Origin of the sequence: Terrisporobacter mayombei, from assembly GCF_020748465.1 — a bacterium.
GTDB lineage: Bacteria > Bacillota > Clostridia > Peptostreptococcales > Peptostreptococcaceae > Terrisporobacter > Terrisporobacter mayombei.
This window is the reverse complement of record NZ_JAHZMP010000002.1, coordinates 364,280-381,127: the sequence shown is the minus strand read 5'-3', so window position 1 is coordinate 381,127 and position 16,848 is coordinate 364,280. Positions and strand designations below refer to the sequence as shown.

The following is a 16,848-nucleotide window of genomic DNA, read 5'->3' as shown; positions in this document are numbered from 1 at the left end:
GGCGCTATGAAATTTCAGGCAACGACCTTGCTCATATAATATTATAATATCCTAGTAATTAAAATAGACCCTATACAGTAAGGCGCATAAAATGCACTTACTTGTATAGGGTCCTCTTTAATTTCTGATATTTAAAATTTTACTACTTTAATCTTATTCTACTAAAGTATTGAATTTCTTATCTAATGACCATAATATTATACCGCAGACAAGAACTATTGCTCCAACTATACCATACGCTGGTGCAAATGAATATTTACCTAAAAATTCATATAAATATCCATAAGATTTACCTGCTATAAATATTGCAAATGGCCATACTCCCATCATAAGTCCTAAAACTCTAGGTGGTGAGAACTTAGATATAAATGAGTTTCCTAGTGGTGAGAATACCATTTCACCAAGAGACATTAATATACCTACTGCAACAATCCACATTAAGTTTGCTTGACCTTCTCCTCTTATTACCTCAGCTCCAGCCATTACTACGAACGCTATTCCAAGAAGTAACATACCTAATGCAGTTTTCTTAAACATACTTAAATCACCTTTTGGTGAGTTAGCACGCTTAGTCCATACAGCAGCAAGTACTGGTCCAAAAATTATACAGCATAAAGCATTTAATGAGTCAAACCATGCAGATGGAACTGTAAAGTTACCAATCATCCAGTTTGCTTTATTAGCATAATCAAAGTCAGGACCCCAGTGATACATAATTGGCATGTATGTTAAGTACCATACAACCCAGAAAATTACAGAGAATAAAGTTACAAGGAAAATAGCTGCTACTCTATGTTTTTCTTGCTTAGTTAGAGGTTCACTATCACTCTTTTGTTTATCTTTTTCACTTTCAATATTTGTTTCATTGATTTTGAATGGTTTTCTACCTATATCACCAAAGTATGCTCTTCCTCCAAATATTAACCATAGAGTATCAAGGAATAATAATAAAGCACAAACTAAGAATGTTGGTCCAAAACCTATTCCATAAGCTACAAAAGATACAGCTGTTGTACCTATAAATGAGCCTATATTTACAAATGAATACTGAATTGTAAAGGCTGAATCCAATTGATCCTTATCCTCGAACAATCTACCGTTTATACCTGATACATTACCTTTAAATAAACCTGTTCCAATTGAAACTAAAATAATCATTAACCATATCATTGCGACTGAGCCTTGTGTAGCAGATTGCCATCCACATAAATATCCAAGACTCATTAATAATGTTCCCAAAGGCACACAAATTCTAGGACTTACCCATCTATCTGCTATATAACCACCAATTATAGGTGTTAAGTATGTAAATGCTACTAAGTTTGCACTCATTTTTGCACCATCTGCATCCGTTAAGCCTAGGCCACCTTCAACCAATGTTTTTGCAACAAATAAGGCAATTAGCCACTTACAAGAATAAAATGCCATACGCTCTAATGTAAATGAAAATGCACATACATAAAAGCCTTTAGGATATTTCTTTTTTGTTTTTAGACTGTTGTCCATATTTCCCCTCCTAATTTTTTTTATCTCTGTCAAAACATTTTTGCCCCTAAGAGAAAGGTATCAGAAATTATATATACGGTCAATCATTTATATATAATTTTTTCTGTATACATTATTGTTAACATAATATTATTAAAAGTATAGTTTTAAGGGCTACACATTTTTGTGTAACCCTTCTTTAACTAAAAATTAATTAACAAATATCCATCAATAAATTTAGCACCCGTAATCTCCTTGTCATACAAATCCACAGGCAGAGGAAAACGCCTAGTTTCATTTTTCACACTGAGAACGATCTCATTTTTATCTTGTCTTAAATCCAATTCCCTTTTATCTGCAAAAGGTAGAAGTATTCTCATAATAGTGCTTTCTTTACTTTTTTCTATGGTGAATATATCTTTTTTGAACAATACCTTTGTAAGATCATCATCCTCAAATAATTCATCCCCCACTTTTTTCAGTACTTCAATATTTCTAATCTCACCTTTTTGTAGTTCCAAATAATATCTTGGTATTTCTGAGAAACTTTCTTCTATTTCTTTTAATCCTTCATCTTGCATTTTTATCCATTTACTAAAATAACCTTCCATTGCCTCTTTTGGATAAATTTTATTTACAATTATTGCATCAACATTGTAGTTATATAGATGTAAACAAGTGAAGTTTCTTTTTGCTTCTTTTATAACGATTTTTTCTGGCGTTGTGACTATTCTAAGACTTACTATGTCTTTGTTTAACATTAAGTTTTGTAAACGTTCCATTTTATTCATTATATATTCTATATCATCAAAAACATTGTCTTTAGGCATGGGTATTTTCATTACTTTTTCCATGGCTGGCCCTGCTATTTTTGCTCCTTTTCTCTTTATTGGAAGTACTTTTTCTATAAAATTTGACAACTTTTCAGGATATTTTAGGAGAGATAAAGTTTCACCAGTAGGTGCACAGTCTACTATTAACACATCGTATTCTTTTTTATCATATATTTCTAAAATTTTAAATAAAGCAAATAGCTCTTCTAATCCAGGAAAAACTAAAAGTTCTTCCACCTCAATGCTACCCTCGCCTTTAATTGTAAGCAATCTTCTCATATAATCTTTTAGACTCGCCCAGCTTTTTTCCCCTTCATATACTGTATCTATTTCCATGCCGTATAAATTTTCATTAATTTTTGTAGGCTCTTTCTCTAATCTCATATTAAAGGAGTCTGCTAGACTATGAGCTTGATCAGTACTCATTATTATTACTTTCTTTCCATCTTTGGCAACTTTGCAAGCACTGGCAGCTGCCACACTTGTTTTTCCAACTCCACCTTTTCCTGTATACAAAACTACTCTCATAGTATTTCCTCCTTTAATCAATATTCACCTTTTTCATACTTTTGTTTTCTTCTTTGCTGTCTTTACTTTCAAAAATATATGGTGTTGTTAAATCACCTATACACTCCATCATCATGACTTTCATTTCTTTTTCTATAACATCTATGTGATTAGCCATATTTTCTGGGAACAAGGCTTTTATTGCCATACTTTGATATTTTTTAGCTTCACATAATCTATCAAATAATTCTTTATTCATTTTATTATTCTCCTCTTTCAAATTGAATTTTAAGTGTTCCTTCTTCTAATTTTGCTGAGGTTATTAAATAATTTCGCAGTATATTGGGTAGAGGTATATTCCTTTTAAAATTGTTAAGTTTAATTACCACATCACTTTCTGATTGATATAACTCTAAATCACTTTTCTTAGCCAGTGGTATGAATACAGAAAGTAAATATCCACCCTCATTTTTTTCATAAACCTCTCTTTTTGTTATTTCAACAAAATCAAAAACTTTATTGTCATTAAGAACATCATTACAAATTCTATTTACTGACTTGATACCCCTTAATTCTTCATCGTACCAAGGTATATTATAAGTAGGTATCCCAACAAATATTGCTTTTAGTTCTTTCATATATTTTGTTTGAATATTTAACCATTCATCAAAGAATGAATTATTAATATCCTTTGGTAATATTCTATTTATATAAATACCATCCACATTGAAATTGTATAAATTCATATACATGTAGTTTCTCTTCGTCTCTTCTACTACCATTTTCTCTGGCATCGTAACAAGTCTTATGCTGGTTGTTTTTCTGTCTTTTAGTAACTCTTGTAATTGAGATAATTTTAAATACAATCTTTCTATATCATTCATGGCAGACTTATTTGGTAACTCAATTTTAAAGAACTTCTTTGAGATAGGTGCTAAAACCTTTACCCCTATCTTTCCTAAAGGGAATAGCTTTTCCATATACCAAGAAAGCAGTTCTGGGAACTTTAATAAAGATAAAGTTTCTCCTGTAGGTGCACAATCTACAATTATTCTGTCATATATGTTTTCATTATATATTTCATTAATTTTTAACAGAGAAAACAGCTCCTCAGTGCCTGGTAATATCCCAAAATCCTCTATGGAATTGTCTACAGATTCTGGAAGCATATTATTGATGCATTTCATAATATCTCTAAAATCCTTTTCTATGATATAAGTTGGATCAATTTCATAAGCACTGAGATTTTCAATTATTGATATTGGCTCTTTTCCAATATACATATCAAATAAGTCACCTAAATTATGTGCCATATCAGTACTTACTAGTAATGTTTTATATCCATCCCTAGCGCTTTTTATTGCATGCGCTGCTGCCACACTAGTTTTGCCAACACCGCCTTTCCCAGTAAATATATAAATTCTATTCATATTTATCCCTCCAAGTTTTTATCATTTCAAGTAAATTATTTCTTATTAAGAATACTTCTACTCTCGAAGTATTTATTTTTTTATAAGCTGTTGTGAATTACAACAGCTTATCTTTAACATATGCATTATTAATCGATTGAAATTTTTCTAATCTTTGGCTTAGTTTTTTCTTTGTTTCTTTCTTCTTTCATAATATCCATCAGTCTATTTATCATTCTAAAGAAAAGCTCTATTTCTTCATCAGTAAAAGATTCAATAACTCTTTTGCCATAGTACACAAACTCCTTTAATATAGCTTCAATTTGCTTATCTCCATCTTCATCTAAGCATATAGTAACTATTCTTTTATCTTCCAGACTACGCTTTCTAGATACTATATTTTTCTTTTCCATACGGCTAATAATTCCTGTTGCTGTATTTAAAGGTACATTTATGTACTGTGCTATTTGAGTCATATTGACTTCCTTGTTTCTGTAAAGAAACCATAGTATAAATATTTCATTTTTAGAACAATCAAATAATACATTTTGCCATAGCTGAGGAGATAATAAATCCTTCATGCTATCAATATAAGTATAAAAGTCTTTTTCAGATATTTCTTTATTTATTTTCATAAGTCTCACCATTTATTTCTATTCTAGAATTAATTTAATTCTATGCTCGAAGTATTCTTTTGTCAACCATGTTTTTCAAAGTTTTTCATTTTGAGCAATGTTGTTATCTTAAGTGGTATAAACGGCAGCTCGTTAGCAATATGAAGTATAGCACCACATTGTAACTTAAGCGAAGCAAACTTTGATTATTGATGACTTTCACATTCTATGATTTCAAGGATTTTATTGGCTGCCAATTCCAGTTGGGCATAAACATATCCTTGCTTAGCAGATTCTTTAAATAATTCCAATCCTTGCTCATAATCTTGCTTTACATATAATCCATCAAAATACATTTCACCTAATCTGAAATAAGCATCAGCAACTCCTTTTTGTGCTGCTTTATTAAAATATAAATATGCAGTTTTGTAGTCTATTTCAACACCTTGTCCTTCTCTATACATGAGTCCTGCAAAATACAATCCTTGTTTATTGTCTTTATTTGCACATTCTTCAAAGTAAATAAAAGACTTTTCATAGTTCTTTTCAACACCTCTGCCTTCATAGTACATATATCCAAGCATTATTTGAGCATTAATGTTTGAACCTTCTGCTGATTTTTCAAACCACATAAATGCTTTTTTATAATTTTGTTCAAAGACTTCCCCATTGTAATACTTTAGCCCCACATTAAAGCACTCTTGATAATATTTAGCATCATTTGGCAGTTTATTATCAAGTCCAGTCTTTTGGTTTAAAACCATCTAAATCCCCCCTGATTAAACACATTATATATTAAAATAAGAACACCCCATTAGTTACTTATTTTATACACATATCAATTTTAATAATTAATCATTTTTAGATATTTTAAGTTTATTAATTTGTAGCTTACTATAAGTTTACTATGTTTTTATAATTTTTTACATATCATAATTCTTTTTTGTTAATTTTTTACTTCTAATCATAAAGTTTCTTTTTCATTTTTATAACCAATATCATCTGTTATTCAACTCAAAAACGATTGAAGAGCTACCTCAAAGAGACAGCTCCATAATTAGTATTTTAAAAAAACAATCGGCCATTAATTTTATTTGCCATCTCTTTTAAGAGTATATCTACTAAGCATTGGTTGTAGAAACTCTTGAATTTCTGACATATATGGCTGTAATTTTGTAAATTCCTTTTCTAGCTCTTTTTTAATCTCTTCAAAATCAAGGTCATAATAATTATCGAAGTCAGAACAATGTCTACATTGAGAAGCTCTCCAAACCTCTAGTCCTTGGAACGGATTTGCAGTGCCTATATATAAATCCTTGTCCCTATCTACAAATAGTATTCTTCCACCATAGTTATATCTGTTATCAAGGCCATCTAAAAATATTGAATCAAAATCTAATCCATTTTCAGATACATATAAATTAAATCCAAATTGGTATTTATATCTATTTAGTAGTTCTACTACAAGCTCATATATTTCTATTAAAATATCTACTATCAACTGTGGCAAAGGTATATTTTTTCTATTGGCTAATAATAAGTCTAATATAAGTTGCATATTAGTAGCATCATCAAAGGTACTTATAAATAATTCTCCTTCGTATTCTTGTATTTGCCAGGCATATACGTTAAATGGATTGTAAAAACCTGACCAAATTCCAGATACACTATTTGGGCCTATTACTTCTTCATAATGATCATTTTTATCTATTCTTACTATATCACAGCCTTTTGGTATAGCCCATGCTAAAGGCAATTCTTTAGTCCCACTAACATATAAGCGATTTTTGAATACTCCCATACTTAATGAATATACATTATCCTTATCGCCAAAACCATTACCTACTACGAGTGTCCAATCATCAACTTCAGGCTCTTCTTTATTAGTTCTCCATACTTGAACTCCAGTTGCTGTACTTGTTGCCACATATATACGTTTGTTAAATACAGCCATATTTGATATTCCACCTTGAGGGTTTTTATTTGGATCTGTGCCTTCTGGAGTTTCTAATTCCCACGGGAAGAACTCAGGATCTTTACTACTATACAATAAAGTTTTTGGCCCTAGGCCAGTTTCATCTATTGCTGCCAAATATAACTTACCTTTATGAACTACCATAGATCTTGATGAAGTTCCTGTTATAGTGCTATTTGGTTTAACCTCAGAAAGTACAGGTTTCCACACTACACCATTAACTGATTTGTACACTTGCATATGTCCCTTAGTAGCTGCTGATGCTGCGTAAAGAGCTGGGTTTCCATCAAAAGGCCTAAAGTTAACCATATATCTAAACCCATATTCTCTTTCATCTTTAGCTGTAAATACTTTTTCCCAAGAGTCTGGACAGTCTTTTTTATGTCTCCAAATTTCAGCTTTATTATCTTGATTTGGTGCATATATAGATGTTGGTATATTTAATTTATTTCCAAAATAAGTTTTAAGTATTACTAGTATTATATTTCTACCTGTACCTACATATATATAGTCATCTAGTTCACTCATTGACCAACAATAATTGTTTTGTCTAGCATTTTCTAGATTATTATAATCCAATCCATTCACCGGGGTTAAGCTTTTGAATTTATACATTTTCTCACCAACTTTTTTATTAATATTAATAGGTTTTCAAATAAATACCTAGTCATATCAATATATGGGATTTTCAGTGAATTTGTTTATGAATTTTCAAAATTTATGTTATACTTAATATAAATTAATAGAAACTATTAAGGAGAGCTACAGTGAAAGAATTAAAAATAAATAAAATCTCAATAAATGCCCTATTATTACTTGTTGATATACCACTATTACTATTGTTAAGTAAAAATCTTTATGTGGATACAATATATATATATATTAATATTAGACTTATTATGGTTTGCCTTATTCCTTTAATACTAATATTAAAACTACTAAAAACTACTATAATCATATTTAAAAAATATGGATTATTTAGTAAAGTATCTTCTTTAGTAACTAAAAAAAGTATTTTAGGTACGACTCATATTTACAAAGACTTCTTAGATCTTCTTATGTTCTATATTGAATGTATTGTACTTATGATTCTATTTATATACTCTCTGGAAAAAGCCAAACTCATTTTATTATCATCAAATAATCTGGCTATTTTTCTTACTATAATATCATTAAATATTGTACTGGTATTAATAAGTAAGTATATAAACAAACGATGTGATACTATTTTAAATTCATACGAAGAAAAAAAGAATATGGCTGTTTAGTACTTTAGAAAAAAGTTAAAGTACTTATCAGTTATTTTCCATTATAAAAAAGCTACTAATATTAAATTAGTAGCTTTTCTCAATTTTATATCCTACATTAAGCTACCATAACGCTTAACATATACTTTTTTCAAAATAGTTACTAAGCACATATATAAAAATACTGTAGCTCCCAAGTACAAGAAGTATACTCCTGGAAGTGTAACAAAACCAAGGGCCTTTCCAAATGGTGTAAAAGGAATAGCTGTTAGTAATCCTATTCCACCACAAGTAAGAAGAGTTAAAGACGCTGATGCTCTACTTTGAATAAAAGGAATTTTTTGAGTTCTAATCATATGAATTACTAATGTTTGAGTCCACATAGACTCTACAAACCAACCTGCTTGGAACATTGCTACATAAGTTGCTTTCATATCTAATCCAGCAAAGATACCACTTTGAACAATTGTTCCATCTGCAATTGTGTTATATAATGCTCCATTAGATACAAATTGTGGGCATATTATAAAGTACATTATCAAGTATGTTGTCCAGTCAAATACAGAACTTGTTGGTCCAATCCAAACCATAAAACTTCCAATAGATGAAGCATCCCAAGCTTTTGGTTCTTTAATAAATTCTTCATCAACATTATCCCATGGAATAGCTATACAAGATATATCATAAATCAAGTTTAACATTATAAGATGAACACTCATCATTGGTAAGAATGGAAGTAATGCACTTGCAGCTAGTACTGAAAACATATTTCCAAAGTTTGATGAAGCTGTCATTTTGATATATTTAATCATATTAGCATAAGTTTTACGTCCTTCAATAATACCTTCTTCTAATACCATTAAACTTTTTTCTAATAAAATTACATCTGCTGATTCTTTTGCAATATCAACGGCACTATCTACAGAAATCCCCACATCTGCTGATTTCATAGCCACAGCATCGTTAATACCATCTCCCATAAATCCAACTGTATGACCATTTTCTCTTAAAACAGTAACAATTGTTGATTTTTGCTCTGGTGAAAGTTTTGCAAATACTATTGTTTTTTCAACAGCATCCTTTAATTCATCTGAGGACATTTTTTCTATATCAGATCCTAATAATATATTTTCTACTCTTAAACCAACTTGGCGACAAATACAGCGAGTAACTTTTTCGTTATCACCTGTTAATATTTTTGTTGTTACTCCATGTTCCTTTAATACTTTAATAGCATCTTTAGTACTTTCTTTTGGTGGATCAAGGAATGCTAAGTATCCAAGCAATACCATTTCACATTCATCTTTTACTCCAAATGATCCAACTGGAGATGGGTTTGTTTTTTGAGCCAAAGCAATTACTCTCATTCCATCTTCATTTAAATCATTAACCCTAGCAAGTATTTCTTTTTTAACTTTTGTTGTAAGTGGTATTATTTCACCATTGTAATCTGCAAAGTCACATATGGATAACATTTCTTCTACAGCACCTTTTGTAATCATTTGAGATTTTCCATTTGAATTCTCTACTACTACACTTAGACGACGGCGTGTAAAATCAAATGGTATTTCATCTACTTTGTGATAAGCCTCTGATAAATCTGTCAATGCCTTATCCTTAGCCTCTTCCTCTTCTGTTCTAGTAATAATTGCTCTATCCATTAAATTTTTATATCCTGTTTGGAAGAAACTATTTAAATATGCATGACGCAATATACGAGAATTTTCTTCACCTTGTAAGTCCATATAATACTCCAAAACAACTTTATCTTGAGTTAGTGTTCCTGTTTTATCAGTACAAAGTATATCCATAGCTCCGAAATTTTGGATAGAATTTAAATTTTTAATAATTGTTTTTTTCTTAGACATGGCAACTGCACCTTTTGCAAGACAAGTTGTCACTATCATTGGTAACATTTCTGGAGTTAAACCTACTGCCACGGAGATGGCAAATAAGAAAGCTTCTAACCAATCACCCTTTGTTATTCCATTTACAAAGAATACAATAGGTACCATTATTAACATAAATCGAATTAATACCCAAGATACTGAATTTACACCTTTTGTAAAGTTAGTTTCCACTGCTTCTCCTGCTACTGATTTAGCCATTGAGCCAAACATTGTCTTATCTCCAACTGCTATTACTACTGCCTTAGCAGAACCACTGATAACATTACTACCCATAAATGCAAGGTTATGATATTCTGTTATAACATCATAATCTTTTGTAGCCTTAGTATGAATCTTTTCAACTGGTTCACTTTCTCCAGTAAGAGCAGATTGACTTATAAACAAATCTTTTGCCTCAATTATGCGAACATCTGCTGGTAACATATCTCCTGCTGAAAGATGTATAATATCACCTGCTACTACCTCTTCTAGTGGAATTTCTTTTTGTCCCTTTTCTTTTCTTTCAACTGAACATGTTGTAGTTATCATAGATAATAATTTTTCCGCTGCATTTCCTGAACGTGTTTCTTGAATATAGCGAAGTGCTCCTGATGCTACTACCATTGTCAAAATAATTATTACAGTTAAAGGATCCACATTCTCTGGAGCTCCTTGAATATAAGGTAATACAATATCTGTTATTGTTGATACAATAGCAAGACAAAACAATATAATAGTAAATGGATTAATAAATGACTCTACTAATCTCTTTGTTAAAGACTTTTTTCTTTCACGTGTAATCTCATTTTTACCATGGGTATTACGACTATTTATTACTTCTTTTTCTTCCATACCATGTACAGAAGAATTTAATTTTTCTAATAATATTTTAATATCTAAAGATGCTGCCAATTTTAAATTTTCCATATTATAATTTTTATTAGCAACCTCTTGAACAATCTTTCTTTTATCATTTAAATTTTCATATCTTTTTATAGTATTCATTTCTAATACCTCCTTAATTTTGTTTTATAACAACCTGTTTTTTAGGCACAAAATTAAAGGTAGGAATGTCTAAATTATTTATTATAAATTTGTGATGAAAAATGAATTATAGGAACTTCATCATCATTATTATTAATTTTGCTTCCTTGACCTTTTATGCCTTTATTCCTTTGGGAATCCACTTTCATCACCTCTTCTCTTTCTTTTTAATATCTATATAAACGCCAAAGCATTTAGCTCACTAAAAATTTTGCTTTTTTATTAAGAACTAGTTTTCATATTTTTTTGATTTATTAATGTACCATAGATCAATAGCACAACCTATTATCCAAATTACAATGAACCATTGAAACAAGTTTTCTCTAAATTGTAATGAACACGCTGCTATAAAAAATATAATTGCTGCTAGGAAAATTGCTACGCTTATATTTCGGCAAAGTGGAATTACTTTTATTTTTTCTTTGTCTTCATCCCTCATTGCTTCATAAGATTTCATATATTTTAATGCCTTGCCAGTGTATAAGGCATATGACACAATCATAAACATAATACTAAACATAAGTAAAACTATAATTTCTTTTAACATTTTATCTCTCCCCTTTCTCATACATCATCTCAATATTTCTTAAAAAAGGCCGCAAAAATACACCCCTTGCTCTCCAAAGTTTTTTTGCATAACTAAATAGCTAAATTCACTATTTTATTATTTCTTACTATTGGAAATTATTAAGAGGTGTTTATCGTTAATTGTTATATATAAACATATTTTTGTTTATTTTAATAAGTATATATTATGGGAGAAAAATGACACCAAATAGACATCCTAATCCCATATTCCAATTTTTGTTTTACACCAACTATTTTCCAACAGTAATTATTACTCTGACTACCTGATTCCACAATCTCACCTTCCTTCTTATCATTTTTTGAATTCAATAAAAAAATCCTCGTGAAGCCATAGCTAAACAAGGATTTGTATACAATAAATAATATATCTATAATTCTCGTTCAAGCTTTAGCTTCTTAGGGCAATGTAATTGAATTAAAATACACCTTCTTTTTCCGATGTATCCTGCTAACCATCTAATAGTGTCTCCACTATTTCGCGGCATCAACCCGTATCCCTAAGGTAACCTCACCTACCGATTTTTTTAATTTGTAATACCATTATATTAGTATTTTTAACTTAATGTCAAGGTTTTTTTGAAATATATCATTAATAAAACTTTTATTATTATAAACATTTACTTGCATAAAAGAAGTCTACCTTATTTTCATAAATGTAGACTTTTATATCTTTTTAATTAATTTAATATTAAATATTAGCTTGCTTTTGCCTCTGTTTGAGTTTCTACTTCTTTAGCCATAGCTGCTTTAAACATAGTTACTGAGGTATAAACAACAACTAAAACTACTAACCATTTTAACCAATATACTGGCATGTTAGTTACGAATAATAATGCAAGAACTGAACCTATTACCCCACCTATAGTTATACCCATAGATACTTCTCTTTCATAAGCTCCTTCTTTGACGAACTTTGTACTTGCTATTGGCCCAACAAATGCACAAGCACCCATCATTATTGGGAATGCTGCCTTTGGATTCATCCCAAGAAGTGCAATCATTGCCATACATGGTGCATATAATCCTATACCTGCTGTCATTAAAGCTCCAAGTATAAAGTTACCAACTATACCTACTATTAATTTTCCACCAGTAAGACCCATTGCCTCTCCACCTGATGGCATTAATCCTAATTGACCTAATACTAATAATACAGCTGTTCCCGCAAGAGCAACCCCCATAGTTAATTGAACTTTTTTCTCTGGTAATTTTGATATTATACCAGCTCCTATCCAAGAACCTACAACTGCTGATACTATCATACATATTAATGTAGTGATGTCTACAGATATTGCATTAAGTGATAAAAACGCTTGCGTTATCATAGGTAATGCATGAGCGACGTTTAATGTTCCTGGTAACAACTTATCTGGTACATGTACTTTCTTACTGAATTTTAAAATTGCTGTTGTTGTTGCAAAAGAACCTACTCCTATTGCATCTAGAAAATCTGTTATGAATCCTATAACCAGTCCTGATTTGAATACGTTTGCCTTCGATGCATCTCTGTTTTTCCTAAAGTCATTTACGTAAACTGTTGTGTAACCTGCTGTTATAACGCCTAATGCGCCTAAAATTGCTGTTAGCATAATTGCTTTAGCCCCCTTAAAATTTAATATTTTTTTTGCCAAGAACGATTATACATCTTATTTTTATTTTTTTCTACACCTTTTTTAATTTTTTTTAAAATTTTTTTATATTTTCAAATATAGAAAATTCTTCCATGTCTTATTTTGTTGTTAAAAGGTTGAATTGTACACAATTCCAGTAAAATAGTGTATTGTATTCAAAAATTTCAGAAAAAAAGATACCAGTATTTCTACTAGTATCTCATCTCTAAATAATTATTCCGTTACAATGATCAACTTCATGTTGAATAATTTGTGCTACAAATCCATTAAATATATTCTTTTGTTTTTTGAAACTTTTGTCAAAATATTCAACCTCTATTGTTTCATATCTTGTTGTTTGTCTAACACCTATTAAAGATAAACAGCTTTCCTCTGTCACATAACTATTTTCTTTCTTAGTTATAACTGGGTTAATCATTGGAACTATTGCATTTCCTACGGCAAATACAATTATACATTTCTTAATGCCTATCATATTTGCTGCCATTCCAACACAGTTGTCAAGATTTGCTCTCAATGTATCAATTAAGTCATCAACTACATATATATCCTCTTTAGTAGCTAGTTCTGATTTTTCTCCTAAAAACAATACGTCTTTCATAATTGGCTTTATCATCTTCATCCCAACCTTTCCAATTTTACTTATGTATTTATTTTATGATAATATGTTTTTCTTATTATATCATATAAAAATTTACTATTCTTCTTCATTATCCATGAAAAATTCTAAAAGCTACTCCTGCTGATAAAATTCAAAATTTTTGATATAATAACATTAAATTAATATGAGGAGATTTTTAAAATGAACAATAAGATTGATAATAAAATAACATCTAATAAATATACTTGGAATGAGTCTATGATTTTAGATAAAATACAAGAAATTTTAGATGATAAAAATATAGATGACTTAGAACTTAGCCAAGAAGAGTTGGAAAGTATAATATCTAAATTAGATAATAGCCTTTCAACAGAAGAACTAAATGACTCTGCTTGTATAGTAGCTGAAAATATTGATGGGTTAAATGTACTACCTGAAGAAGATATAAAAGAGTATATATTAAGATTAATAGATTACTTAAATAATACTAATTTAAAATGTATTATAGGCGAGTTTAAAGGAATTGAATTTGAGGTATTTAGAGATTCCAATGTGGATGATGTATTTAAAGATTACTACTCAAAATATGATGAAGCATATGGAATATCTAGCATGCTATCAGATTTAGGTTTAAAATAAGCAAAAATAGCATTCACTAAAATAAATTAGTGGATGCTATTTTAATTTACATTTTTGAAACCATAACTAAAATTATTATGGCCAATATGTTCTGTACTGCGTATAATCCAATTGCAAGAGGTAAGTTTGTTCCCCCTCTTTTCTTAGCAATTATCTCTTTAGCCTCAGGTAATAGTCCCTTTGTTTTTTCCATATTTACACGTATCTGATCCTGGTATAATGCATTTGCATATATTCCTATACCAATTAAAACTGCAAGGTTTAGTATTCCTCCAATATATGGTGTAGAAGATGCTACTAAGCTTAATATAAAAAATGCACCTGCTTTAAAATACATTTTTCTATATATCATCCAATATATGCCCATAAAAAATGCTGCCCAGTTCCAAGATATGCTCTTTCCTGAATCATCCATTTTTCTAAATTTTTCTTCATAAAAATTTTGATTCTTTTGTATGAATAAATTTAATTCATTTACTTGTTGCATAAATTTTTCTCCTTGATGATTTTAATTATTGAAATACTTAATATATTATCATATTTTTGCTTATTTGGCTCAAAATTTATTTGTCTTTTATAACAATAGGTATACCCATTTTTAAAATTCACAAAGCTTAATTGTATAGTGATAAAATATTTAAACACACTTTTTTATAGCAAATCCATCTTTTTTGTTAAGTTTTTATCATTAAAAGCATATCAACTCATTAAAACATTTAATCGCATATGCATCTGTCATGCAAGAAATATAATCTACTATGGCTTCTTTATATATCTTTTCACTATGTAAAGTTCCATAAACCTTTACATTATTAAGGCTATTTTTCAAGTCCTTAGTATCAAAAATACTTTCATCACAATATTTTATTATCCACCCTTTAAAATCACTTAGAACAAATCTGTACTTCTTATCTATATTAGCTTGTAAATTATTTATGGTATTTTCTTTGTCATAATATTTGAATAGTTCTTCAAATATACTGTTAATTACTAAGTTGGCATATTTTTTATAGTAACTAAATTTTTCATTATTATATATTTTTTCATAGTTGAATTTTTTTATTGAATCAATAAAGTTCTGTTTTTCATGAGAAAAGCAAATTCCATTTTCAATGGAACTGTTTTCAATAAGATCGCACATTAATTCGTGCATTATTACTGAAGTGTTTACTATTTTTTGGCCGTACTTATGTCCCAGTTCATATACGTCTTTTAAATCATCACGACTAATTATTTTTAAAAGAAGTGCATCTTCTATATCCCTTCCAAGATAAGCTATTTTGTCAGCAATTTTCACAACACAACCTTCCCAAGTGTAAGGTTGAACCTGTCCAGGATTTGTTATAGTATTTAAATCTATGAAATTTTTTCTAGGAAAAATCCCATTTTCATCTACTTCACCACAATGACAGATTATACCATCCCTCACCGCATATGTAAGATTCAAGTTACTTAGATTCCCCTTATTATCTTGCAGCAATTCCAACTTATCCACTACTTTTAAACCATTTTTTTCATGCCAAAAAGAATAATTTAGATTTTCTTCTAATATTTTTTTAATAGCATTTTCTCCCTCATGACCAAAGGGTGCATGGCCCAAATCGTGACCTGTTGCTATGGCTTTTGTTAATTCGAAGTTTAGCCCCAAGGCTTTTGCTATAATATAACTTACTGATTCCACATGAGATACATGCTCCATTCTTGTGCAAATATGATCATTTTGTGTATTAAAAAATACTTGTGTCTTATGTTTTAATCTTCTATATGCTAAACAGTGTAAAATTCTCGTATAATCCCTTTCAAACTCACTTCTCATATCATTATTTCTTGAGTATAGTTCTTTTTGTCTTAAAACTGCTTCTTTGCAATTTCCATATTCATTAATTGCTACATCAGAAAATTTTTTGTACATAATCACCCTCCATATATAAATATAAGTTATATATTAATAATATTATAACACTATTTATTTATGTCTCTTACTATTCTTATCAGCATCCTTATCTTCATATATCTTCTAGCAAATAAAGGTATGCACATTTTTGTGCATACCTTTATTAATAAAATAAAAGCATATCCACTAGTGTAAAGTGAGTATGTTCTAGTTTTATATTATTGTTCAGCTTTTACATCTTAATTTAAAATTACAGTTAACTCTTTTGCTTTATTATTATCCCGTAGCACTTAAACTTACCATTTTCTAATCTCTTGTATGACATAGTAAAGCCATCACCGTTATATATCAAAACTTTGATACTATCAAACTTTAATTCTGTTTTGCCACACGTAAGATACACATGATTATAATTCACTTATAAAAGTCTTGATACATTCCTATCACTCATAGCGAATTAACCACATTTAGGATTGATAAAACAAACTCCTA

16 protein-coding genes and 1 riboswitch are annotated in these 16,848 nt (G+C 29.6%); of the genes, 2 read left to right on the top strand and 14 right to left on the bottom strand.

Features of this window, described 5'->3' with window-relative positions:
* Nucleotides 1-153: 153 nt before the first annotated feature.
* The 7 genes from K0039_RS08215 to K0039_RS08185 form a co-directional block, all read right to left on the bottom strand.
* A complete protein-coding gene (locus K0039_RS08215) occupies nt 154-1,506 on the bottom strand; it encodes a peptide MFS transporter (protein WP_228104567.1) in 1,353 nt (450 codons plus the stop codon).
* A 182-nt stretch (nt 1,507-1,688) separates the two neighbouring features.
* On the bottom strand, nt 1,689-2,846 hold the full coding sequence (locus K0039_RS08210; protein WP_228104566.1) for an ArsA family ATPase: 1,158 nt from the start codon (nt 2,844-2,846) through the stop codon (nt 1,689-1,691).
* A 13-nt stretch (nt 2,847-2,859) separates the two neighbouring features.
* Nucleotides 2,860-3,084, bottom strand: a complete 225-nt coding sequence (locus K0039_RS08205; protein WP_228104565.1) for a hypothetical protein — start codon at nt 3,082-3,084, stop codon at nt 2,860-2,862.
* A gap of 4 nt (nt 3,085-3,088) precedes the next feature.
* A complete protein-coding gene (locus K0039_RS08200; protein ID WP_228104564.1) occupies nt 3,089-4,255 on the bottom strand; it encodes an ArsA family ATPase in 1,167 nt (388 codons plus the stop codon).
* Between the two features lie 128 nt (nt 4,256-4,383).
* On the bottom strand, nt 4,384-4,869 hold the full coding sequence (locus K0039_RS08195) for a MarR family winged helix-turn-helix transcriptional regulator (protein ID WP_228104563.1): 486 nt from the start codon (nt 4,867-4,869) through the stop codon (nt 4,384-4,386).
* Nucleotides 4,870-5,054: 185 nt separating this feature from the next.
* Complete coding sequence (locus tag K0039_RS08190) at nt 5,055-5,612, bottom strand: tetratricopeptide repeat protein (protein WP_228104562.1); 558 nt, start codon at nt 5,610-5,612, stop codon at nt 5,055-5,057.
* Nucleotides 5,613-5,938: 326 nt separating this feature from the next.
* Nucleotides 5,939-7,438 carry a hypothetical protein gene (locus K0039_RS08185; RefSeq protein WP_228104561.1) on the bottom strand — a complete coding sequence of 500 codons (1,500 nt, stop codon included), beginning with the start codon at nt 7,436-7,438 and terminating at the stop codon, nt 5,939-5,941.
* A gap of 152 nt (nt 7,439-7,590) precedes the next feature.
* Here K0039_RS08185 and K0039_RS08180 point away from each other — a divergent pair, with 152 nt between their 5' ends.
* Nucleotides 7,591-8,091 (top strand): hypothetical protein, encoded by a 501-nt coding sequence (locus K0039_RS08180; protein ID WP_228104560.1) that lies wholly within the window; start codon nt 7,591-7,593, stop codon nt 8,089-8,091.
* Between the two features lie 92 nt (nt 8,092-8,183).
* Here K0039_RS08180 and mgtA read toward each other — a convergent pair whose 3' ends face one another.
* From mgtA to K0039_RS08160, 4 genes are all read right to left on the bottom strand, one after another.
* Nucleotides 8,184-10,955 (bottom strand): magnesium-translocating P-type ATPase, encoded by a 2,772-nt coding sequence (gene mgtA / locus K0039_RS08175; RefSeq protein ID WP_416390105.1) that lies wholly within the window; start codon nt 10,953-10,955, stop codon nt 8,184-8,186.
* 277 nt (nt 10,956-11,232) lie between these two features.
* Nucleotides 11,233-11,550 (bottom strand): DUF3784 domain-containing protein, encoded by a 318-nt coding sequence (locus K0039_RS08170; protein ID WP_228104558.1) that lies wholly within the window; start codon nt 11,548-11,550, stop codon nt 11,233-11,235.
* 407 nt (nt 11,551-11,957) lie between these two features.
* Nucleotides 11,958-12,118, bottom strand: a riboswitch (M-box (ykoK) riboswitch).
* 168 nt (nt 12,119-12,286) lie between these two features.
* The gene (locus K0039_RS08165; RefSeq protein ID WP_228104557.1) at nt 12,287-13,180 is read right to left on the bottom strand and encodes a sulfite exporter TauE/SafE family protein; all 894 of its coding nucleotides are present in this window, start codon (nt 13,178-13,180) and stop codon (nt 12,287-12,289) included.
* 247 nt (nt 13,181-13,427) lie between these two features.
* Entirely contained in the window at nt 13,428-13,844 is a 417-nt protein-coding gene (locus K0039_RS08160) for a peptide deformylase (protein ID WP_331476730.1), read from the bottom strand.
* A gap of 180 nt (nt 13,845-14,024) precedes the next feature.
* Between K0039_RS08160 and K0039_RS08155 the strand changes: the two genes are divergently transcribed.
* A complete protein-coding gene (locus K0039_RS08155) occupies nt 14,025-14,462 on the top strand; it encodes a hypothetical protein (protein WP_228104556.1) in 438 nt (145 codons plus the stop codon).
* A gap of 46 nt (nt 14,463-14,508) precedes the next feature.
* Here K0039_RS08155 and K0039_RS08150 read toward each other — a convergent pair whose 3' ends face one another.
* From K0039_RS08150 to tnpB, 3 genes are all read right to left on the bottom strand, one after another.
* On the bottom strand, nt 14,509-14,949 hold the full coding sequence (locus K0039_RS08150; RefSeq protein WP_228104555.1) for a DUF2628 domain-containing protein: 441 nt from the start codon (nt 14,947-14,949) through the stop codon (nt 14,509-14,511).
* A 201-nt stretch (nt 14,950-15,150) separates the two neighbouring features.
* Nucleotides 15,151-16,374: a deoxyguanosinetriphosphate triphosphohydrolase family protein gene (locus K0039_RS08145; protein WP_228104554.1), complete on the bottom strand. Its 1,224-nt coding sequence runs from the start codon at nt 16,372-16,374 to the stop codon at nt 15,151-15,153.
* 238 nt (nt 16,375-16,612) lie between these two features.
* Nucleotides 16,613-16,759, bottom strand: coding sequence for an IS66 family insertion sequence element accessory protein TnpB (gene tnpB, locus K0039_RS23865; protein WP_369123849.1), 147 nt, complete (start codon nt 16,757-16,759; stop codon nt 16,613-16,615).
* Between the last annotated feature and the right edge of the window lie 89 nt (nt 16,760-16,848).

What these genes read in the sequence shown, in the direction of transcription:
- K0039_RS08145 (WP_228104554.1), bottom strand. Translation starts at nt 16,374, where the DNA reads ATGTACAAAAAATTTTCTGATGTAGCAATTAATGAATATGGAAATTGC.
- K0039_RS08185 (WP_228104561.1), bottom strand. Translation starts at nt 7,438, where the DNA reads ATGTATAAATTCAAAAGCTTAACCCCGGTGAATGGATTGGATTATAAT.
- K0039_RS08190 (WP_228104562.1), bottom strand. Translation starts at nt 5,612, where the DNA reads ATGGTTTTAAACCAAAAGACTGGACTTGATAATAAACTGCCAAATGAT.
- K0039_RS08195 (WP_228104563.1), bottom strand. Translation starts at nt 4,869, where the DNA reads ATGAAAATAAATAAAGAAATATCTGAAAAAGACTTTTATACTTATATT.
- K0039_RS08205 (WP_228104565.1), bottom strand. Translation starts at nt 3,084, where the DNA reads ATGAATAAAGAATTATTTGATAGATTATGTGAAGCTAAAAAATATCAA.
- K0039_RS08215 (WP_228104567.1), bottom strand. Translation starts at nt 1,506, where the DNA reads ATGGACAACAGTCTAAAAACAAAAAAGAAATATCCTAAAGGCTTTTAT.
- K0039_RS08165 (WP_228104557.1), bottom strand. Translation starts at nt 13,180, where the DNA reads ATGCTAACAGCAATTTTAGGCGCATTAGGCGTTATAACAGCAGGTTAC.
- K0039_RS08170 (WP_228104558.1), bottom strand. Translation starts at nt 11,550, where the DNA reads ATGTTAAAAGAAATTATAGTTTTACTTATGTTTAGTATTATGTTTATG.
- K0039_RS08155 (WP_228104556.1), top strand. Translation starts at nt 14,025, where the DNA reads ATGAACAATAAGATTGATAATAAAATAACATCTAATAAATATACTTGG.
- K0039_RS08160 (WP_331476730.1), bottom strand. Translation starts at nt 13,844, where the DNA reads ATGAAGATGATAAAGCCAATTATGAAAGACGTATTGTTTTTAGGAGAA.
- K0039_RS08200 (WP_228104564.1), bottom strand. Translation starts at nt 4,255, where the DNA reads ATGAATAGAATTTATATATTTACTGGGAAAGGCGGTGTTGGCAAAACT.
- K0039_RS08210 (WP_228104566.1), bottom strand. Translation starts at nt 2,846, where the DNA reads ATGAGAGTAGTTTTGTATACAGGAAAAGGTGGAGTTGGAAAAACAAGT.
- K0039_RS08150 (WP_228104555.1), bottom strand. Translation starts at nt 14,949, where the DNA reads ATGCAACAAGTAAATGAATTAAATTTATTCATACAAAAGAATCAAAAT.